Source organism: Bordetella tumbae (assembly GCF_054780995.1).
In genome coordinates this window covers 936,415-956,695 of sequence record NZ_BAAGVG010000018.1, presented here as the reverse complement: position 1 = coordinate 956,695, position 20,281 = coordinate 936,415, and the positions used below count along the sequence as shown (strand labels likewise).

16 protein-coding genes are annotated in these 20,281 nt (G+C 58.3%); 6 read left to right on the top strand and 10 right to left on the bottom strand.

Annotated elements, in window-relative coordinates; all coding sequences use genetic code 11:
* Nucleotides 1-121: 121 nt before the first annotated feature.
* From ACYVI2_RS19305 to ACYVI2_RS19295, 3 genes are all read left to right on the top strand, one after another.
* Nucleotides 122-1,087: a Bug family tripartite tricarboxylate transporter substrate binding protein gene (locus ACYVI2_RS19305; RefSeq protein ID WP_415818507.1), complete on the top strand. Its 966-nt coding sequence runs from the start codon at nucleotides 122-124 to the stop codon at nucleotides 1,085-1,087.
* A gap of 65 nt (nucleotides 1,088-1,152) precedes the next feature.
* The gene (locus ACYVI2_RS19300; protein WP_415818509.1) at nucleotides 1,153-1,779 is read left to right on the top strand and encodes a glutathione S-transferase family protein; all 627 of its coding nucleotides are present in this window, start codon (nucleotides 1,153-1,155) and stop codon (nucleotides 1,777-1,779) included.
* 70 nt (nucleotides 1,780-1,849) lie between these two features.
* A complete protein-coding gene (locus tag ACYVI2_RS19295) occupies nucleotides 1,850-2,956 on the top strand; it encodes an enolase C-terminal domain-like protein (RefSeq protein ID WP_415818511.1) in 1,107 nt (368 codons plus the stop codon).
* A gap of 20 nt (nucleotides 2,957-2,976) precedes the next feature.
* Here the strand turns inward: ACYVI2_RS19295 and ACYVI2_RS19290 are convergent, their stop codons facing one another.
* The 9 genes from ACYVI2_RS19290 to ACYVI2_RS19250 form a co-directional block, all read right to left on the bottom strand.
* On the bottom strand, nucleotides 2,977-5,712 hold the full coding sequence (locus ACYVI2_RS19290) for a molybdopterin-dependent oxidoreductase (protein ID WP_415818513.1): 2,736 nt from the start codon (nucleotides 5,710-5,712) through the stop codon (nucleotides 2,977-2,979).
* 14 nt (nucleotides 5,713-5,726) lie between these two features.
* Entirely contained in the window at nucleotides 5,727-6,950 is a 1,224-nt protein-coding gene (locus tag ACYVI2_RS19285) for an NAD(P)/FAD-dependent oxidoreductase (RefSeq protein WP_415818515.1), read from the bottom strand.
* Complete coding sequence (gene nirD / locus ACYVI2_RS19280; protein ID WP_415818517.1) at nucleotides 6,947-7,282, bottom strand: nitrite reductase small subunit NirD; 336 nt, start codon at nucleotides 7,280-7,282, stop codon at nucleotides 6,947-6,949. Before nirD ends, ACYVI2_RS19285 begins: the two co-directional genes overlap by 4 nt.
* A gap of 31 nt (nucleotides 7,283-7,313) precedes the next feature.
* Nucleotides 7,314-9,866 carry a nitrite reductase large subunit NirB gene (gene nirB / locus ACYVI2_RS19275; protein WP_415818602.1) on the bottom strand — a complete coding sequence of 851 codons (2,553 nt, stop codon included), beginning with the start codon at nucleotides 9,864-9,866 and terminating at the stop codon, nucleotides 7,314-7,316.
* Between the two features lie 19 nt (nucleotides 9,867-9,885).
* Complete coding sequence (locus ACYVI2_RS19270; protein WP_415818518.1) at nucleotides 9,886-11,211, bottom strand: MFS transporter; 1,326 nt, start codon at nucleotides 11,209-11,211, stop codon at nucleotides 9,886-9,888.
* A gap of 271 nt (nucleotides 11,212-11,482) precedes the next feature.
* Nucleotides 11,483-12,451: a tripartite tricarboxylate transporter substrate binding protein gene (locus ACYVI2_RS19265; protein WP_415818520.1), complete on the bottom strand. Its 969-nt coding sequence runs from the start codon at nucleotides 12,449-12,451 to the stop codon at nucleotides 11,483-11,485.
* A gap of 23 nt (nucleotides 12,452-12,474) precedes the next feature.
* Nucleotides 12,475-13,284 carry an HpcH/HpaI aldolase family protein gene (locus ACYVI2_RS19260; RefSeq protein ID WP_415818522.1) on the bottom strand — a complete coding sequence of 270 codons (810 nt, stop codon included), beginning with the start codon at nucleotides 13,282-13,284 and terminating at the stop codon, nucleotides 12,475-12,477.
* A 21-nt stretch (nucleotides 13,285-13,305) separates the two neighbouring features.
* Nucleotides 13,306-15,057, bottom strand: coding sequence for an L-arabinonate dehydratase (araD, locus tag ACYVI2_RS19255; protein WP_415818524.1), 1,752 nt, complete (start codon nucleotides 15,055-15,057; stop codon nucleotides 13,306-13,308).
* 3 nt (nucleotides 15,058-15,060) lie between these two features.
* On the bottom strand, nucleotides 15,061-16,065 hold the full coding sequence (locus ACYVI2_RS19250; RefSeq protein WP_415818526.1) for a Bug family tripartite tricarboxylate transporter substrate binding protein: 1,005 nt from the start codon (nucleotides 16,063-16,065) through the stop codon (nucleotides 15,061-15,063).
* Between the two features lie 156 nt (nucleotides 16,066-16,221).
* On the opposite strand from ACYVI2_RS19250, the gene ACYVI2_RS19245 reads away from it, so the two are divergent.
* The gene (locus tag ACYVI2_RS19245; protein WP_415818528.1) at nucleotides 16,222-17,298 is read left to right on the top strand and encodes a LacI family DNA-binding transcriptional regulator; all 1,077 of its coding nucleotides are present in this window, start codon (nucleotides 16,222-16,224) and stop codon (nucleotides 17,296-17,298) included.
* 32 nt (nucleotides 17,299-17,330) lie between these two features.
* Here ACYVI2_RS19245 and ACYVI2_RS19240 read toward each other — a convergent pair whose 3' ends face one another.
* Entirely contained in the window at nucleotides 17,331-18,236 is a 906-nt protein-coding gene (locus ACYVI2_RS19240; protein ID WP_415818530.1) for an AraC family transcriptional regulator, read from the bottom strand.
* Nucleotides 18,237-18,394: 158 nt separating this feature from the next.
* On the opposite strand from ACYVI2_RS19240, the gene ACYVI2_RS19235 reads away from it, so the two are divergent.
* Nucleotides 18,395-19,465 carry an aldo/keto reductase gene (locus ACYVI2_RS19235; RefSeq protein ID WP_415818532.1) on the top strand — a complete coding sequence of 357 codons (1,071 nt, stop codon included), beginning with the start codon at nucleotides 18,395-18,397 and terminating at the stop codon, nucleotides 19,463-19,465.
* Between the two features lie 44 nt (nucleotides 19,466-19,509).
* Nucleotides 19,510-20,265, top strand: coding sequence for an Atu4866 domain-containing protein (locus ACYVI2_RS19230; protein WP_415818534.1), 756 nt, complete (start codon nucleotides 19,510-19,512; stop codon nucleotides 20,263-20,265).
* Nucleotides 20,266-20,281 lie beyond the last annotated feature (16 nt).

The following is a 20,281-nucleotide window of genomic DNA, read 5'->3' as shown; positions in this document are numbered from 1 at the left end:
GACAACTTAACAATGATGTAATTTACCAAACAAATAATCGTCGGCCACGAAAGCCGAAAAGACGAGTTTGACATGCAAAGCATGTCTATCGGTAGTACGAACAAAAATTCGGAGACAAGCAATGTTGAAAAAGCTGTTATGCGCGGCTGGCATCGCGCTCGGACTACCACTCGTTCCTATCGCTGCGAGCGCGCAGGGCGGGCAACCGGTGCAATTGATCGTGCCGTACAACCCTGGCGGTGGCTCTGACCTGTTCGGCCGCATGGTGGCGCCAGCGCTGGGAAAAGCGCTGCAAGAAACCATCGTCGTAGAAAACCGCGCCGGTGCAGGCGGCATCATAGGTACCGAAGCGGTCGTCAAATCAACCCCTCCGAATAAGATGCTGCTGGTGTCGGACTCGGCGGTCTATAGCATCATCCCCTCTCTTTACGCCTCTCTGAGCTACTCGCGCAACGACTTGATCCCCGTGGCCAACCTGGCGAGTTTTGGCAACGTCCTTGTCGTCCCAGCCAACTCGCGCTTCAAGACATTCCAGGACGTACTCGAAGCCGCCCGCAAAACACCAGGCAAGCTCACCATCGGCTCTTCCGGCGCAGGCGGCATCACGCATTTGGCTGCGGAAAAACTCATGGAGCAGGCCGAGATCAAGCTGGTTCATGTTCCCTACAAAGGCAGCGGCCCCGCCATTTCGGATACCGTGGGCGGCCATATCGACATGGTGTTTACGGGATTGCCGTCGGTGTTGGAGCTGTTGCGGGCAGGCAAACTACGCGCTCTGGCGATTGCCACCCCCAATCGCTCTCCCTACGCATCGGACATCCCCACTATCAGCGAATCCGGTGTGCCGGGATTCTCGGCGATGATCTCTCAAGGTTTATTTGCGCCGGCAACTATGCCAGAAGCCGAAATCAACAAGCTGAACGAGGCGGTACAGGATTTCATGCGCGATCCCAAAACGGTGGAAACGCTGCGAAAAATGATGGTCGAGCCGGTATATCAATCGGCCGATGAATACAAGCAGTGGTTAGATGCGGAATCCAACGACTGGGCCGGATTGATCAAACGGGCAAACGTAAAAGTGGAATGATCCACAGCAACTGGCCGCATCACCAGAAAAACGCTCTCAGACCGCATAAACAGAAAGGTAAATGAATGATAGATGTCTACGCTTGGCGTACCAGCAACGGTCTACGCGCCACTATCGCTTTAGCGGAATCCGGCTTGCCGCATCGAGTGATCCCTATCGATGTAGGTGCGGGTGCACACAAGACACCGGAGTATCTGAAGATCAATCCGGCCAGCCAGATTCCTGCCATAGTTGACCCTGATGGCCCGGATGGCCGCCCTCTTGTGTTGGCACAATCGGGAGCCATCGTGCTCTATGTGTGCCAGAAATCCGGCCGCTTTGTGCCTCAAGGCGCCGCAGAACACGCCCTGGCAATGCAATGGGCCTGGCAAGCCGGCACCGACATTGGCGGTACCAGTGCCGCCATGAACCAGGTAGAGGTCGTTTCCCCAGAGAAAGTCCAATCGCACATCGACCTCTTTCGCAAACGTTTCCTGCGCTATTTCGGCATTGTCGAGCAACATCTCAAAACGCGCGAGTATCTGGCTGGTGCGATCAGCTATGCCGATTTCATCCTCTACCCCAACTATGCGCTACGCCGCGACCTGCTGGATCCTGCGGCATATCCGGCATTGACCGCATGGGCCAAACGCATGGCGGCACGGCCGGGGGTAATAGAAGGTATGCGCCTATATACCGAAGCGAGTCATTGATTACCGAGGCTACCGCTGCGCTACTGCATTGAGCTGGACAACAGCGAGGCGCCTCACATCGGAGCAATAGATGAAGATCGATAATGTCAGCGTCACCCTTTTCTCTTGGGATGACATCCCCCCTACCAGCTACGCGGCCCATACCGGCAAATTCGCTGGATCGAGCAAAATGGGGCTGCTTTCCATCCAGACCGACGACGGCGTGACCGGGCATGCGTTTCTGGGGTCCGCGTACTACCCCGCAGACTTGGACGCCCCCAACCTGATCAAATATCTCAAGCCCATCTTGATGGGTCAGGACCCTTTGGATCGCGAGCGGCTGTTTCAAGCCATGTGGCGTCGCGCCCGCACCACCACCATACGGACGATTGGCGCCTGCGACGTGGCGCTGTGGGACATTGCGGGTAAAGTCGCTGGCCTGCCCATTCATCGTCTGATGGGCAGCTATCGCACCAAGATCAAGGCTTACGCCAGCTCCATGATTTTGGACTCGGCTCAGGAATATGCCGACGAAGCGTTGCATTATCAATCCTTGAACTGGGCCGCCTACAAAATCCACCCGCCTCATCCGTGGCAAGAGGATATCCGCGTATGCCAAGCAGTACGCAAGGCGGTCGGCGACGATTATCTGGTCATGCTCGATGCCGCGTGGGCATATCAGTACCCCGAAGCCGTCCGCGTTGGCCGCGCTATCGAGGAATTGAATTACTACTGGTACGAAGATCCGCTACAGGACTCAGACCTCTACAACTACGTAAAGCTCAAGCAGCAACTGCATATTCCCATCATGGCCACCGAGGCCCCGGCGGCTGTGCTCGATGCTTATGTGCCGTGGATTCAGCAGAGTGCGACTGATTTCCTGCGAGGGGATATCCCGCTCAAAGGCGGTATCACCAGCATGCTGAAAGCCGCTCATCTAGCCGAAGCCTTTCGCATGAATTACGAAATTCATCATGGTGGAAATTCATTGAATAACGTGGCCCAGTTGCACGTTGCAATGGCATTGAAGAATACTGAATTCTTTGAGGTGCTTTTACCGAGCGGCGCGCAGAAGTACGGTTTGATCGAGGATATTGAGCCCGACGCGCAAGGATTTGTGCATGCCCCAACGGAGCCAGGGCTGGGCGCAAAGATCGACTTTGACCTTATCGAACGCAAGCGCCTCGCGGTATTGTGATCACAAAAGAGGCAGCGTCATCAAGCAGCCACCCGCGCCAATACTTGAGTCTCGGTCAGCAACCGCTTGAGTTCTGGCACGCATGAGCCGCAGTTACCGCCTGCTTTGACGCAGGCGGTAATCTCGCCTGTCGTCTGCAGCCCCTTGTCGCGGATCGCGTCGCAGATGGTATTGCGGCCGACACCAAAGCAGGAGCAGATCACGGGGCCCGTATCCGCGCCCGCTACGATAGGCTGGCCCAGCAGTACACCTGCGCGGTCTATGTCTTCCAGACACTCCTGAGCGAATAAACTCGCCAGCCACTGACGCGACGGCAGATCGGGACGCGGCGACAGATAAACACAGGCTTCGATACGATCATCGATGAGATACACGGCGCGATAGATGCGTGCGGTACGGTCTTCGTATTCCAGCCAATCGGCCTGCACGTCGCTCACTCCCAATAGCGCGCGCGCCCAATCGTGAGGGGCATCGACAGCTTGCCGTCCGGCCAGTTCATAGCGCAGAAACTGCCGCCCTTGGATACGCGTCCACCAAGCTACATCATGGGTATTCAGCTCCCGGCGCGTCAGCACAAAACCGTGCCAAGCCACGTCGAAAGGCTCCACCGTCACCGGTGTGTGCTTGAACTCCGGCTCGCCCGAAACAGGGTCGACGACTGGGTTGACCACTGCACCTACGCGCGCATCGGAGGCAAACTGACCGTTCCAGTGAATGGGCACAAACACACTGCCGCGAGCGATGCCGCCGCCCTGACGCACCCTGGCCACCATGCTGCCCCAGCGGGAACGCACACGTGCCAACGCACCCTCTCGCACACCCGCCAACAGCGCATCGTGCGGGTGCAGGTCGATAAAGGGCTCGGGAACATGGTCGGCCAGTTTGGGAGCGCGTCCCGTACGCGTCATGGTGTGCCATTGGTCACGTACACGGCCTGTGTTGAGTATCAGCGGATACTCGTCATCCGTGGTGTATTCCGGTGTACGCACCGGCGTGGGTACGAAACGCGCGCGTCCGTCAGCATGGGAAAAGCCGCCGTCGCTGAACAAGCGCGCAGCACCACTGTCACCCAAGGATCGAAGGGGCCACTGCACCGGCGTCAATGCGTCGTATGCCGGCGCCGATAGACCCACCAGTCCGCCAATATGAAATGCCCTCGGTATCAGATTGGCTGCGTTAGACTGGGCCGACAAACGAGCATGCTCATCGAACACCTCTCGCTGGTGATGATAAGAGAATCCCTCATAACCCATACGCCGCGCCACGTCGGCAATGATGTCCCAATCCGCACGCGCCTCGCCGGGCACTGGCAGGAAAGCGCGTTGGCGCGAAATCCGGCGTTCCGAATTGGTAACGGTGCCATCCTTCTCGCCCCAGCCCAATGCAGGCAGCACAATATCGGCATGCGCCATCGTATCGGTATGAGCGACGATATCGCTCACCACCACGAGTTCACATGCATTCAAGGCGCGTCGGACCTGGTCTGCATCGGGCAGGCTGACCACGGGATTCGTTCCCATGATCCATACCGCCTTTACGCGTCCCGCCTCGATGGCCCGAAACAAATCGACGGCCTTCAAACCCACCCGATCGGCCATACGTGGCGCGTCCCAGAACGTCTGGACGAGTTCGCGATGCGCGGGCTCATGCAGCTCCAGATGAGCAGCCAGTATATTGGCCAAGCCCCCCACCTCGCGTCCGCCCATGGCATTGGGCTGACCGGTGATAGAGAACGGCCCCATGCCGGGCTGACCAATACGGCCCGTGAGCAGATGGCAGTTGATGATGCTGTTGACTTTATCTGTGCCGGCCGAGGACTGATTCACACCCTGCGAAAACGCGGTGATGGTGCGCGGCCTTTCGGCAAACCACTGAAAGAAAGTGCGAACAGATTCCTCATCGAGACGGCAGTCACGGGCCACGGATGCGATGTCACTGTCGGCGCCTGCCGCGAGCAGCGTCTCATCGAGACCCGTGGTGTGCTCCGACACGAAACGATCGTCTGCGAAACCTTGCCGAACCAGATGCGCCAACAGGCCATTGAACAGCCACACATCGGTACCGGGCTTGACGGGCAAGTGCAGATCGGCCAATTCACAGGTAGCCGTATGACGCGGATCGATTACCACCAGCCTCATATCCGGCCGGGCTTCTTTGGCGCGCGCGATGCGTTGGAACAGGATGGGATGACACCATGCGGCGTTGGACCCGACCAGCACGACCAGATCGGCCAACTCCAGATCGTCATAGCAGACAGGGACCAAGTCTTCACCAAAGGCACGTTTGTGCCCAGCCACGGCCGATGACATGCATAGCCGAGAATTCGTATCGATATTGGCGCTGCCGATAAAGCCCTTCATCAATTTATTGGCAACGTAATAGTCCTCGGTCAACAACTGACCAGAAACATAAAACGCCACGGCATCAGGGCCATCCGACTCGATGATGCGACGAAACCCCTGGGCCGCCTTATCGAGCGCCTGATCCCACGATACGCGCTGCAGTGGCTCTTTCTGATCGGACATGGCCGGTCGCATGGCCGGATAAAGCAGACGGCCTTCCAGGCCAACGGTTTCACCGAGCGCAGAGCCCTTCACGCATAGACGTCCGCCGTTGGCGGGATGCTGAGGGTCGCCCGCAATATGTACGTCGCCATCAGCCCGCGGCGTAGCCAGCACGCCGCACCCCACGCCGCAATAGGGGCAAGTGGTACGTACCGGCGCGTCAACGGGAGCTATTTTAATCGTCGTTGTCATCTGCAATCATGCCGTCACTCTGCTTCGCAGAGCGTTTGGCCAAACAATAGGCGTTGCCGAATCGAGGTAATCGGCGCTTGCCGTTGGATCAAATCGAAATACCACGGCCCGTCTGTCACGTCACCGTACAGCACCGCACCGACGACGCAGTCATCCTTGAGCACCAGCCGCTTATAGATACCGCGCCGCGGATCGCGCAGAACAATATCCTCGGTATCTGCGCCGCCGACGATGTTGCCAGCCGAATAAAGATCGACGCCCGTAACCTTGAGCTTGGTCGCCGTAGCACGTTGCACATAACGGCGATGGCCCGCCCCCGCCAGATGTGCCGCACATACGCGCGCCTGTTCCCATATAGGGGCAACCAAGCCGAACGTGCTGCGGCGATGCTCTACACACTCGCCCACGGCGTACACACATGGATCATAGGTTTGCAGCGTATCGTCCACGACAATCGCACGCTCGCAGTGCAGGCCGGAGTCACGAGCCAAGTCGACATTTGGCCGCACGCCTGTCGCCATCACCACCAGATCGGCGGCAATCTCGCGCCCGTCCTTGAAACGCACCGCAATGACGCGCTCCGTGCCTACCAGCTCGGCAGTTTGCGCACTCATTTCAAAACGCAGGCCGCTGGACTCCAACGCCCGCTGCAACAACGAAGAGGCCGGCGCATCCAGCTGGCGCTCCATCAAACTTGGATGCAGGTGCACCACAGTTACCGTCATTCCTTGACGCAACAGACCGTTGGCGGCCTCCAACCCCAGCAACCCTCCGCCAATCACCACGGCATGATGATGCTGGCGTGAGGCCTCGAGCATGGTTTCCACATCCTGGATGTCGCGGAACCCGATTACGCCATCGAGGTCGCTGCCAGGTACTGGTGGAATGAACGGCCGCGACCCGGTGGCGATCAACAAACGATCGTATCGAACCTGCAAGCCGCTTTGCGCGTGCACGAGCCGGCGTGAACGATCGATCTGCACCACCGGATCACCTGCATGCAAAGTGATACCGTACTGGGCATACCATTCACGCGTGTTGAGCATGATATCGCCCACGCTCTTTTCACCGGCCAATACCGGAGACAGCAGGATACGGTTGTAGTTGCCGTGCGGCTCTGCACCGAACACGGTGATGTCATACAAATCCGGGGCGAGCTGCAGCAGTTCCTCTACGGTACGCATGCCAGCCATACCATTGCCTACTACCACCAAACTAGGGCGCCCCGCCTGACTCATGCTGCCACCCAGATCCGAGCGTTGTCGACCTTGGTGGGATAAGCCGGCACTGACTGCTCTGGCTCCTCCAGGCACTCGCCGGTGAACAAGTCGAAATGCTGCTTGTATAGCGGCGACGCGACGACGACACGATCGCCGAGGTTACCGACCAAGCCGCGCGCCAGCACGCTGGCGCCGCTCTTGGGGTCGATATTGCCAATGGCAAAAACGCGTCCATCGCCCAAACGAAAGACCGCCACATGCCGACCGCTGACCAAGGCACAGACCCCGGTGCCGGGCACGATGTCCTGAACTGCGCAAACGTCTGCCCAGCCATTTTCATGGGTTGTCATGCTGACATTCCTTCTCTATATCCAATGAGTACTAGACGGTGAGGGCTTCCGCGCGCTCGGCATCCTCGCGCTCCTGCGGTGACGCCGGGCGAATCTGTCCGCGTTCGGGCACAAAGACGATTTTTTCGTCCAGCGATTCGCTATTCACGAAACTGCGGAAACGCTTGCGTACCTCGGGCTGCGTGACGGCGACTTTCCACTCGTCCTGGTAGGTATCCACCACGTGCTGCATCTCGGCTTCCAGCTCGGCCACTATGCCCAGCTTGTCGTGCACCACGACATCTTGCAGATACTGCAGACCACCTTCCAGGTTGTCGCGCCAGGTGCTGGTGCGCTGCAAACGGTCTGCCGTACGCACATAGAACATCAAAAAGCGATCGACATACTTCACCAGCGTGGCCTGATCCAGATCGGATGCCAACAACTCGGCGTGACGTGGCTTCATGCCGCCATTGCCGCAAACGTAGAGATTCCAGCCTTTCTCGGTGGCAATGATGCCCACGTCCTTGCCCTGGGCCTCGGCGCATTCACGTGTGCAACCCGACACGCCGAACTTGATCTTGTGTGGGGAACGCAGCCCTTTGTATCGGTTCTCCAAAGAGATTGCGAAACCCACGGAATCACCCACACCATAACGGCACCACGTGGATCCCACGCAGCTTTTCACGGTACGCAGCGATTTGCCATACGCGTGGCCCGATTCGAAACCGGCTGCGATCAGCTCTTCCCAAATCAGAGGCAACTGCTCTACCCGCGCGCCAAACATATCCACGCGCTGTCCGCCAGTGACTTTGGTGTAGAGACCATATTTCTTGGCCACCTGACCGACTGCGATCAAACCGTCGGGCGTCACCTCGCCACCAGGCATACGGGGCACGACGGAATAGCTGCCGTCTTTTTGGATATTGCCCAGGTAATAATCATTGCTATCCTGCAGGCCAGCCAAAGGCGGCTGCAGAACGAATTCGTTCCAGCACGATGCGAGCACGCTCGCCGCGACGGGCTTGCAGATGTCGCAGCCCAATCCCTTGCCATGCTTTTCCAATAATGCATCGAACGTCTTGATGCCGCCCACGCGGACCAAGTGGTAGATCTCCTGACGCGAATAGGGGAAGTGCTCGCACAAATGGTTGTTGACGGCCATTCCCTGCTTTTTCATTTCGGCCTTCATGACCTGCGTCACCAGCGGCACACAGCCACCGCAGGTCGATCCGGCCTTCGTGCAGGCCTTCAGATCGCCGATCGTGCATACCCCATCGCCGACAGCCGCACAAATCTGTCCTTTCGTGACGTTATTGCAGGAACATATCTGTGCACTGTCGGGCAGCGCATCCACTCCCAGGCCGGGCTTGGCTTTGCCATCGCTTGATGGCAGGATCAGAAACTCTGGGTCCTCGGGCAAGGCGATGTCGTTCAACGCCATCTGCAGCAGGGTGCCATACTCGTCGGCGTTGCCTACCAGCACGGCACCGAGCAATTTCTTGCCGTCCCCGCTGACGACGATTTTTTTGTAGACTTGCTTGCGCTCATCCACGTACTGATAACTACGGCAGTCCTTCGTCTTGCCATGCGCATCACCGATGCTGGCAACATCCACGCCCATGAGTTTGAGTTTCGTGCTCATGTCGGCACCGGCGAATCGGGCGGACTCCACATCTGCCAGGCCTGCCGTACTGGCGATATGCCGCGCCGCCACACGGGCCATGTCATAGCCGGGCGCCACTAGGCCAAACACCTGTTCCTGCCAAGACGCACATTCGCCTATCGCATAAACATTGCGATCGCTCGTGCGGCAGAAATCATCGATCACCACGCCGCCACGCGGGCCCACTGCCAGCAGGCACTGACGTGCGATCTCGTCCCGTGGCCGTATGCCGGCCGAGAACACAATCATGTCGGTTTCCAGGAGCTTGCCGTCGGCAAACACCATCCGGTGGCGTGCCAGCGTCCCGTCCACGATCTCTACCGTGTTGCGATCGGTGTGCACCTGGACGCCCAACGCCTCGATCTTGCGGCGTAGCATCTGACCGCCGCTCTCATCTACCTGCACCGTCATCAACCGCGGCGAAAACTCGACCACATGCGTTTCCAGGCCCATGTCTCGTAGCGCTTTCGCACACTCCAGGCCCAACAACCCGCCACCGACGACCACACCGCGCCTGGCCCCATGGCCAGCGGCCTGCATCGCCTCCAGATCTTCGATCGTGCGATAAACGAAGCAATTCGGACGATCACGCCCAGGCAACCCTGGCACAAAAGGATTGGAGCCCGTGGCCAGCACCAGCTTGTCGTAGGGCAGCACTTCGCCATCGGCAGTCGTCACGGTGTTGTTACGGCGCTCTACCGCAACGGCGCGCGCGGCCAGGCGCAGCTTGAAACCGGTACGCTCAAAGAAACCAGGTTCTACCAACGACAGATCGTCAGCGGTACGGCCACTGAAAAACTCAGACAAGTGCACCCGGTCATAGGCAGGACGCGGTTCCTCGCATAACACCGTGACCTCGACATTTTGCAGTCCCGTCTCGGCAAGACTTTCCAGAAACTTGTGGCCCACCATGCCGTGGCCAACAACGATGATCTTCATGCTCATGACAAATTCCTCCTCAGGCGCCCACGGCGCTGGGGTTCAGCGTGTTGTTGTATAAGGCTTGCTCGCGAGCCTTATGTTCAGCAGAAAAACGCACGGCAATCGCACATGCGGCCGACAGGATCACCAACACACCCAGCACAGACAGCGTGCTCTGCGTATCGCCCATCCCCTTCATCAAGAAGCCCGCCGCCACCGCACCGACATTGCCGCCGGCGCCGATAATGCCTGCCACGCCGCCCAACGCATTGCGATCCACAAAGGGCACGAGCGCATACGTCGCACCGCAGGCCATATGGGTAAAGAGGCCGAACACCAGCATTGCCAGCACGGCTAGCGTGGTGTTATCTGCATGAGCAAAGCCCAACAACCCCACACCCTCGCCCACCATCAGCACGCATAACAACAGCGTGCGTCCATCCAATCCGCGTCGATGCGCCATCCGGTCAGAAACGATGCCGCCCAATGCACGGCCGAACAGCGCCAGCAAGCCAAAGCTCGCGGCCGCCATGCCCGCCGACGAGAGCGACAGACCAAAACGCTCGACGTAGTAGATAGCGGCCACGTTGTGGATAAAAATCTCCACACCAAAGCAGGCGCCATAGGTCACAAACAACAACCACACGCGATAATTACAGGCCGCCGCAGCAAAACTCGCCCAGCCACCTTTCTTGCCACCCTCGATCGTCTTTCCTGCTGCCCGCAGATCTGAATAATTGCCCTCAGGGCAATCTTGCGTATAGCGCCAGTAGAGTGCAGCAACGATCAGCATCGCCACACCGGGCACTACCATGGCCAGCCGCCAACCCAGGCTTTGGCTGACACCCATCATCACGATGGCAGTCAACAGCAGCGGCATCGTGCCTTGCGCCACGCCGCCTCCTGCGTTACCCCAGCCCGCGGTGGTGGCATTCGCCGTGCCGACCACATTGGGTGCAAACATGACAGAGGTGTGATATTGCGTGATGACGAAGCTCGCTCCGATCGCGCCTATCGCCAACCGGAAGAACAAAAAGGCTTCATAGCTCTGCGCCAAGGCCACGCCCAATACCGGAATCGCTCCTAATACCAGCAAGCCGGTATAAGCCTTGCGCGGTCCATAACGATCACACAGCGGCCCGACGATGAGGCGCACCAGAATGGTCACCGCCACAGCGGCAATATTGATATTGGCAATCTGCCCCGGCGTGAGATTGAATTCGCCCTTTAGCACCGGCATCAGCGGCGCGCACGCGAACCACGCGTAGAAACACACAAAGAATGCCAGCCAAGTCAGATGAAAGGCACGCATCTGCGGCGTACGCAGGCTGAACAAATCAATGCGAGTAGCTTTGGCAGTCATGTCTGTCCCGTTGAACGTAGTACTTGAGACCGGCCTGGTGTTACCTGACGGCACGAGTCGTTTTGCCTGACAGTTATGCAAAAACCGTGCCAAGCAGGACTACTAAGACAAGACAATGTTGCGTCGCACCAAACAAGTGCTCGCTGCACTCATTCTGGATCGAGAAGCACCAATGAGGTGCTATCAAATGCGCGCGGGCCCCCGCCCGCACGACAATGGTGCTGATCCTTCCCGCTAAAGGGGACACATGAACCAACAAGGGGAATGCCGGTTATTGCTTTTCCACTAAACCCAGGCGGTTGATCAGATCGCCATACATGTTGAACTGGTCCTGCGCAAACGCGGCAAAGGCTTGCGAGTCCATGTAATAGGCTGGGGTGTCCAGCGGCTCGACGTCAGCCCGATACGCATCGCTTTTCAATGCCGTCTGGCATGCGTTTTCCAATGCACCGATCGCCTCTTTAGGCAGGCCCTTTGGCGCAATCAACCCGCCCCAGATAGAGGCATTGATAGACCATCCCGCCTCTTTAATAGTCGGGACATCGGGATAGCCGGCCAGCCTCGTGTCCGAGAACACCGCCAACGGGCGCAGCTTATAGCGCTTGGACACCGTTGGCGTTTCGTTGAACACCATGATCTGTTTCCCCATCAGATCAGTGACCATCTCTCCAGAGCTTTTGTATGGAACGTGCAGTGCCGTGGCCCCAGCCTGATCCATCAACATCTCCATGGCCAGATGCAGCAATGTGCCGTGTCCAGAGGATCCATACGTCAGCTTGCCCGGGTTCTCTTTCGCGTAGGCAATGACATCCGAGACGCTGCGAAAAGGCGAATCCTCGGTGACCATCATCATCAGCGGCACGGAATAGGTGGCGCATACGTGGTCGAAGTCCTGATAGGTGTACCCCGTCTTTCGGATCGCGGGCTGCAGGACTTCCGGCCCGATAACGGACAAGCCCACCGTGTATCCGTCAGCCGCAGATCGCTTCAACTGGGTCATCCCGATGGCACCACCCGCTCCAGCTTTGTTTTCAACAACAATCGTCGCAGGCAACGTGGCGCTCAGATGCTTCGCCAGGATTCGAGCCATGATGTCGGACGTGCCGCCTGGACCAAACGGCACGATCATGGTGATGGGTTTGCTGGGATAGTTCGCCTGCTGTGCAGACACGACCTGAGGTGCTATTGCCAGCGCCACGGCCGCCGCGATCGCGCTCACCAGAGCCGATGGTAATTTCATCGTGTTGTCTCCCAATCTCTCTTTTAGTACACGCTGCTTTCGAATTTTTTTGCGATGGCGGGCCGGATGGCGCCGATGAAAGCAGTCGCCTGCCGCATCATCATTCCCATATCCGAAGCCACGGCAACGAACGAATAGCCGAGCTCGATGAACTCGGAAACCATCTCGGGGGTGGGACCGACAATGCCACAAGGTTTGCCGATCGCCTGGCAACGTTTGGCCACATCGGCGATCACGGCTTTGACTTCGGGATGCGCGATGTTGCCGATATGCCCCATGTTGGCGGATAGATCGCCCGGTCCCAGGAACAGCGCATCGACGCCCGGCACACTCGCAATATCCTCCAACGCAGCCACGGCCTGCGGCGTTTCCAACTGAATGATGGTGAAGACCGAGTCATTCGCGCGTTTGGCGTACTCGCTGGCTGTGCCATAACCGCTGGCGCGATGCACGGCCGCAAAGCCGCGAATCCCTTCAGGCGGATACTTTGCATACGACACCGCTTGCTGGGCCGCCGCAGCGCTGTCCACAAACGGCACCATGACGGTTTTGGCTCCGAGGTCCAAGGCGCGCTTGAACAGGATCGGATCATTCGCGGCCAGACGGGCAATCGGGCAGGCATTGGTCCCAGCGATCGCCTGCAATACCGCGAGCGTTTCTTTTTCATCTAGCGGGACATGCTCCAGATCGACCAATAGCCAATCGAATCCAGCGTGTCCCATGGCCTCTGCCGTGCTGGAGGCGCCTGACATCAGCCACGTCCCAAGCGGCACGCCAGGTTCATTCAAACGGGTGCGAAATGCATTTTCTAACAGGTCTTTCGGCGCTGGCATTGCGTATCCTTGTCTGCGTCTTTAGTAAATAGAGGGTTCGGGTGTAGGCGCGGTCCCTTCGAGGGCCTTGAAATCGCAGCCCTGATGGGCCTGCGTCACTTCTGCCTGGTAAATTCGGGTGTATCCGCGTTCGTAGTTCTGGGCCGGCGGCGTCCATTGCTGTCTGCGCTGGGCCAGTTCGGCTTCGGACACCAGAACATCAAGCTGCCGTTTCGCGATATCGAGTTGAATGAGATCGCCCGTACGGATCAGAGCCAGCGGCCCGCCTACGGCAGACTCGGGGCTGATGTGCAAAACGCAAGTCCCATAATGGGTACCGCTCATCCGCGAATCCGAGAGCCGCAGAATGTCGGTAATGCCTTTTTCAAGCAGCTTTTTCGGAATCGGCAAATTGCCCCATTCCGGCATGCCAGGTCCACCGACCGGGCCACCGTTGCGCAGCACGAGAACGGTGTTCTCATCAACGTCCAATGCTGGATCGTTGATGGCAGCCAACATATCCGCGTTGGAGTCGAACACCAATGCCGGTCCGGTATGTTTCAGCAAACGTGCAGATGCAGCAGAGGGCTTGATGACCGCGCCATCCGGACAGAGATTCCCATGCAACACAGCGAGCGCCATGCAGGCCTCGGGACAATCATCCGTCGCGCTGACCACCGGGTTATTCAAGGGCCGAATCACGTCGTCGTCCGTACTGGCATGGCCCTCGATATTGGCGCCTAATGTCTTGCCCGTGCACGTCAACGCGTCCAATGCTAATACATCGCGGATACGGTTCAGCAACGCAGGCAGTCCACCCGCGTAATAAAAATCTTCCATCAAGCGGTTACCCGACGGGAACAGATTGGCAATGACAGGGACCTGCCGGGCCATACTGTCAAAATCATTCAGGCCTAATTCAATGCCGGCACGATTGGCCATGGCGGGCAAATGAACGGCTGCATTGGTGGAACCACCGAGCGCCATCCACGCCGCCACCCCGTTCAGAAACGACGCGCGGCTCAAGATCCTCGATGGCGTGAGATCCTCCCACACCATATCGACGATTCGGGTCCCACAAGACCAGGCCATTCGGGTATGTCCCGCGTCCATGGCGGGCACGCTCGTCGAACCCGGCAAGGCCAGCCCCATGGCCTCTACGATCGCGGTCATCGTGCTGGCCGTGCCCATCGTGTTGCATGTGCCGGGGGCACGTGTCATCCGTGCCTCTAGCGAAATCCACTCATCCTGATCGATCGCGCCAATGGTGTACTGCTCCCAGTACTTCTTGGTATGCGTGCCAGCGCCGACTGCCTGCCCCTTGTATCGGTCATTCAACATAGGACCTGCCGGGCAAAAAATGGCGGGAATCCCCATGGAGATAGCCCCCATCACCAACCCTGGCGTCGTTTTGTCGCACCCGCCCAATAGCACCACGCCATCCAGAGGCAAACTGCGGATGAGCTCCTCGGCCTCCATGGCCAGAAAATTTCGATAGAGCATGGTGGTCGGTTTCACCATGACCTCGCCAAGACTCATTGCCGGCAGCTCTAACGGATATCCGCCTGCCTGCAATACGCCCCTTTTGATCGCCTGTGCGCGATCTCTCAGGTGAGCGTGGCACGGCGACAGATCGCTCCACGTGTTCAGGATGCCGATGATGGGCCGGCCCATGAACTCTTCTCGATTCAGCCCTTGCTGCTGCATGCGTTGCCGATGCGCAAAGCCGCGAATGCTTTCTCCGGCGAACCAGCGCTGGCTGCGCAGCTCGCCGATTTTCTTTCTTTCAACCATGTTTCAATCCAGCTTGATGTTGGCAGCCTCGATGAGTTTGCCCATTGTTTTCAGATCCTTGTTCAGCAGGTCCGAAAATTCTTGTGGAGAAGACGAGAGGACTTCGTAGCCCTGTTCCTCTAGCGGTTTGCGAAACGCCGGATCGGTGAGGATGGCCACGATCTCGGTGTTGAGTTTTTTCACGATGGCATCGGGCGTGCCCTGGCGCACCAACAATCCATTCCATACGCGGGACACCACCCCGTCGACACCCGCCTCGCTGAATGTAGGCACGCCGGGCGCACTATTGGCCCGCTTGGTATCGGTCACAGCCAGAATACGAATCTTGTCCGACTTTTGATAGCCGACGATGGCTGGCAAGTTGATAAACATCATCGGAATCGCGCCACCCATGACGTCGGTCAGCGCCGGCGGCGCCCCCTGATACGGGACATGCATCAACTCAATGCCCGCTTGCTTTTGAAACAGCACACCCGCCAAATGCATGGAATTGCCATTCCCCGCTGACCCGAACGCAATCTGGCCAGGCGCCTTCTTTGCCGCGGCAACCACATCCGCCACGCTGTGATATGGAGTGCCGGTATTGACGATCAGCACATTGGGCATTTGATGCGTCAACGTGATCGGCTGCAGGTCCTTGACGGGGTCATAACCCATGTTTTTGTACAGATGCGGATTGACCGCGAGCGTACTGGTCGAGCCGAGCAACAACGTATAGCCGTCCGCGGCTTGCTTGGCGACCAAGGCCGAGCCTATGTTGCCATTCGCACCTGGGCGGTTTTCCACAATGACGCTTTGCCCCAGGCGCTTGCCCAACTCACTGGCCATGCTGCGCGCGAACTGGTCGGCGACACCGCCGGCCGGATACGGCACCACCAGGGATACCGGCTTTTTTGGGTAACCCTGCGCCTCATCCGCCTGTGCAGAGAGCGGGCACAGCGGCAGGCAGCTCAACAGCGCAGCGGCAAGGGCAAATCGACGTCTGGATCCAGCTCCATTTACGGCCATCTTTTGTCTCCCGGGGCACAAAGTCCCTCTTCGTTCTCGTGCAATCTCTAGCGAATTGGCATCTCAGGGTTAATTCCGATGTTACCGGTAACTGTTACCGGTAACATCGGAAGCAGTGTAGGATCAACATTCGATCTGGCGCCATCAGTAGAAACCATGACTCAACACAATAAGCCCGACACCAAAGAGACCCCACGCGCGGCCCGCCGCAAGACCGGGACCTACACCATCCATGACGTTGCCAACATGGCTGGGGTGTCCTCGATTACCGTCTCCCGCTACTTCAACTCGCCCGACAAAGTGTCCGCCGGATTACGCGAGCGCCTGAAAGAGATCGTGGACAGCATTGGCTATGTCCCCAGCCAAGTCGCCGGTGGGCTCGCCTCAGGCAGGGGCCGCGTGGTTTGCGCCGTCATGCAGAACATTGCCAGTACGACGTTTGCCGACCTCGTAAAGGGGATGACCGACGAACTGCAATCGTCCGGTCTGCAGCTCTTACTGGCCAACGCACAGTATTCAAAAGACCAGGAAGAACAAGCCATCCGTACTTTTGTGGGTTGGCATCCCAGTGCGCTGATACTGACTCGGGATGATCACACACCCGCGTCGGAGATCATACTGAGGGGCTTGAACATTCCGATCGTCGAGGCCTGGGGATTTGTTCCTGAGCGGCCTTTTCATCAAGTGGGCTTTCCACACGCTGAAGTCGGCGCGGTACTCGCTCGGCATTTTCTGGAGCAGGGGTGCAAGCGTATTCAGTTTGTATTGCCAATGGCCGAAGAGGACTTTCGTGCGAAGCAACGGGCTGATGGATATGCATCACAGATGCGAAAGGCCGGGTTGAAACCGGATATCCAGGTCGCGACGCATTCCGATGACTTTGATGTCGGGGAAAAATGGATTGAGTCGTTCACAAAAGAATCAAAACGCTCGCGTCCTGAGGCGGTGATTTTTTCCAACGACAACATGGCAGCCGGGGCTATTCTGCATGCGCCGGCGTGTGGTGTGGAATTGCCTCGGGATTGCCTGATGGCGGGATTCGGAGATGCGGCGATATCGTCACGCTTGACACCGGCGTTGACGACCGTGAGGCCCCCCAGATACCAGATCGGTCAACACGCGGCGCGGGCGATACTGAAGCTCTTGCATGCTGATGGCGAACACGCAGCGGATCCGATGCAGGATGAATTCGTGAGCGAATTGATTGTCAGGGCAAGTAGCCGGCGTAGATGATCTGCGCGGCTGCCTATCAGCCTGACGCATTTTCATGAGCATGCTGCGGACGCCTGTGCCATCCTGCGTAATCGAGAGGCGTCCGTCGCTGGGGGAGCACCGAACATACGGGCATAGTCGCGGCTGAATTGAGACGGGCTTTCGTAACCGACACGAAACCCTGCGCCTGCGGCATCCATCGCCTCGGCAACCATCAACCGGCGCGCTTCCTGCAACCGCAATTGGCCACGAAAATCCAGGGGGCTCATTGATGTGACCGCCTTGAAGTGCGCATAGAACGTCGAGCGACTCATGCCGGCAATGTCGGCGATTTCTTCGATCCGGCGGTTTTCGCGGTAGTGTGCCCGCAGCCAGGCAATGCCCTTGGCGATCTGATTCAGTCGACTGTCCGCCGCCGCCATCTGTCTCAGGATGTTGTTTCCCGAATCTGTTAGAAGACGATAGAGAATCTCGCGGATCATTAGCGGGGCCAGGGCGTCGATATCGCGCGGCGCGTCGAGCAGTGCTGCCAGCCGTACCGCTGCGTCCAACAGCTCCGGTGTAGTGTCGCTGAGCGCAATGCCGGCCGACGGCACATCGTCGTTCTGATCCTGGATCGGGTAACGCAAACAAAGGTCGCTCAGCTCGGCCAAATCGAGATCGACTACCAGGCATAGATACGGGGCCGTCTCGCTGGCCTCAATAACTGCCCCCGTGACAGGCAGATCGACTGATGCAACCAAATACCTCGCCGGGTCGTACACGTAGGCAGTCGTTCCCAGCATTACCCGCTTGCGCCCCTGTGCAATAAGACAAAGTGTCGGTTCATACACAACAGGCATCGGCATGGTAGGGGTATCTGAGCGGATCAGACTCACGCCTGGAATCGGCGTGCCGTAGGTGCCATTACCCGGGGTATGACGATCCAAAATATCCACAAGCTTTGTCAGCGAACCCATGTGTCACTCTATGAGGATGTTGGCGTATCAACGACTGGAGAGCCGTCAGTTCGGACGATCGTACAAGAACTCAGGACGATCCCGCTACAACGATTCGCGTCACTCGGCGCAAACTTCTCCCTGCGGATTCAACACTTTCACTCAGGCAAGAGATCACCATGTCCAATCCCACGGCGCTCGATCAATACCGTCTTCTCGGACGATCCGGCATGCGCGTCTCGCCACTGGCTCTCGGCACTATGACCTTTGGTGCCGATTGGGGCTGGGGTGCCGACGATGAGCAGGCACGCCGGATCTTTGATACCTACGTAGACAACGGCGGCAATTTCATTGATACGTCGGTCAATTACACAAACGGCACATCGGAACGCATTCTGGGCCAGTTGCTGAAAGGCAGGCGCGATCGCATTGTGGTTTCGACCAAGTTCACCATGGCGCGTGACCCAAGCGACCCCAATTCGGGAGGAAATCACCGAATGAATCTGGTGCGCTCGGTGGAGGCCAGCCTGCGGCAGCTCGACACCGACCGGATCGAACTGCTGCACCTGCACGCCTGGGACTTTACCACCTCGCCCGATGAAGTCATGCGTGCGCTGGACGACCTGGTGCGATCTGGCAAGGTCCTCTATCTCGGCATCTGCAATACGCCAGCCTGGAAGGTCGCGCAGCTGCAAACCATGGCAGATCTGCGCGGCTGGTCTGCACTCGTGGCGTTGCAAATCGAGTACAGCTTGGTCGAACGCACGCCCGAACATGAACTGATGCCGATGGCACAGGAAATGGGCCTGGGAGTAATGCCGTGGTCACCGCTCGGCGGCGGCATTCTGACCGGCAAATACAGCCGGGACGACCTGCAACAGGAGAGCGAAGCCGGTGTCTCTGTGACGCGCAAGGGAGTCATCGCGTCGTCTGGGCATATGACAGCGCGCTCGCTGGATATCGCTGAGGTCGTGAACGCCGTTGCCCATGAGATCGGTGCGACGCCGTCTCAAGTCGCACTGGCCTGGACTCTGCTGAACCCTGCTGTCGTCGCACCTGTCATCGGGGCCAGAACGCTGATACAGGCTCAGGACAACCTGGGCGCGCTGAAGATACGTCTCGACACCGAGCATATCGCCCGATTGAGTCAAGCCAGTGCACCCGAGGCCATCTTTCCCAATCGTTTTGTGGAACGTCCTATGGTCCAGCAGCTGATTTTCGGCCAGACAAATCTGCAACGTCGCGTCTGAACGAAGCGGCTTGGTTTTCTCTCACAGACACAGGAGCACACCGCATGTTGATTCTCAGATACATCACCACAGTAACGGCGCTGATTTTCATCACACTGATCAACGGCTGCGCGAATGCCCAAACCGCCGGCTCGACGACCGAGCGTAATCGGCAGTTCATCGTGCAGGCCTTTGAACAATGGACCGCTGGCAGCGGGACGTTCTTTCAAGACGTGCTGTCACCTGACGTCGTCTGGACAATCAAGGGAACGAGCCCTGCAGCCGGAAGCTACCGGGGCCGAGATGCGTTCATGGAGCAAGCAGTCGCCCCTTTTGCCGCGCGCCTGTCTGCACCCGTGCGGCCCACAGTGAAAGACGTATGGGCCGAGGGTGACGATGTCATCGTTCACTGGGACGGCACGGCAACCGCCGCCGACGGTGAGCCCTACCACAACAGCTATGTTTGGATTTTCCGAATGGAAAATCAACGCGCAACCGAAGTCATCGCCTTCCTCGACCTCGCGCCCTATGACGACGTCATAAAGCGGGTGTCTATTGAACAACAAGGAGAAACGCAAATGAATGAGCATGCTTACGCTGGAATGTGGGTGACTGATGACGGCCACATCCGCCATGAGCTTCTTGCCAACGGTCGCTACGACGAGGCGCGCGGTAGTCGCGAGAGCGCCTATCAGGGCCGCTATGAGGTCAAGGGAAACCACATCGATTATTGGGATGACACTGGATTCACCGCCGACGGCGTATTCATCGATGAGAACACCCTTCATCACGGCGGAATGATATTCCGCCGCCGAGGATAGCGTCGGGCATTGGCTA

Bases quoted from the DNA above. Each gene is read 5' to 3' on its own strand.
- ACYVI2_RS19265 (WP_415818520.1), bottom strand. From the start codon at position 12,451: ATGAAATTACCATCGGCTCTGGTGAGCGCGATCGCGGCGGCCGTGGCG.
- ACYVI2_RS19260 (WP_415818522.1), bottom strand. From the start codon at position 13,284: ATGCCAGCGCCGAAAGACCTGTTAGAAAATGCATTTCGCACCCGTTTG.
- ACYVI2_RS19245 (WP_415818528.1), top strand. From the start codon at position 16,222: ATGACTCAACACAATAAGCCCGACACCAAAGAGACCCCACGCGCGGCC.
- ACYVI2_RS19305 (WP_415818507.1), top strand. From the start codon at position 122: ATGTTGAAAAAGCTGTTATGCGCGGCTGGCATCGCGCTCGGACTACCA.
- nirD (WP_415818517.1), bottom strand. From the start codon at position 7,282: ATGACAACCCATGAAAATGGCTGGGCAGACGTTTGCGCAGTTCAGGAC.
- ACYVI2_RS19230 (WP_415818534.1), top strand. From the start codon at position 19,510: ATGTTGATTCTCAGATACATCACCACAGTAACGGCGCTGATTTTCATC.
- ACYVI2_RS19290 (WP_415818513.1), bottom strand. From the start codon at position 5,712: ATGACAACGACGATTAAAATAGCTCCCGTTGACGCGCCGGTACGTACC.
- ACYVI2_RS19295 (WP_415818511.1), top strand. From the start codon at position 1,850: ATGAAGATCGATAATGTCAGCGTCACCCTTTTCTCTTGGGATGACATC.
- ACYVI2_RS19285 (WP_415818515.1), bottom strand. From the start codon at position 6,950: ATGAGTCAGGCGGGGCGCCCTAGTTTGGTGGTAGTAGGCAATGGTATG.
- araD (WP_415818524.1), bottom strand. From the start codon at position 15,057: ATGGTTGAAAGAAAGAAAATCGGCGAGCTGCGCAGCCAGCGCTGGTTC.
- ACYVI2_RS19235 (WP_415818532.1), top strand. From the start codon at position 18,395: ATGTCCAATCCCACGGCGCTCGATCAATACCGTCTTCTCGGACGATCC.
- nirB (WP_415818602.1), bottom strand. From the start codon at position 9,866: ATGAAGATCATCGTTGTTGGCCACGGCATGGTGGGCCACAAGTTTCTG.
- ACYVI2_RS19240 (WP_415818530.1), bottom strand. From the start codon at position 18,236: ATGGGTTCGCTGACAAAGCTTGTGGATATTTTGGATCGTCATACCCCG.
- ACYVI2_RS19270 (WP_415818518.1), bottom strand. From the start codon at position 11,211: ATGACTGCCAAAGCTACTCGCATTGATTTGTTCAGCCTGCGTACGCCG.
- ACYVI2_RS19300 (WP_415818509.1), top strand. From the start codon at position 1,153: ATGATAGATGTCTACGCTTGGCGTACCAGCAACGGTCTACGCGCCACT.
- ACYVI2_RS19250 (WP_415818526.1), bottom strand. From the start codon at position 16,065: ATGGCCGTAAATGGAGCTGGATCCAGACGTCGATTTGCCCTTGCCGCT.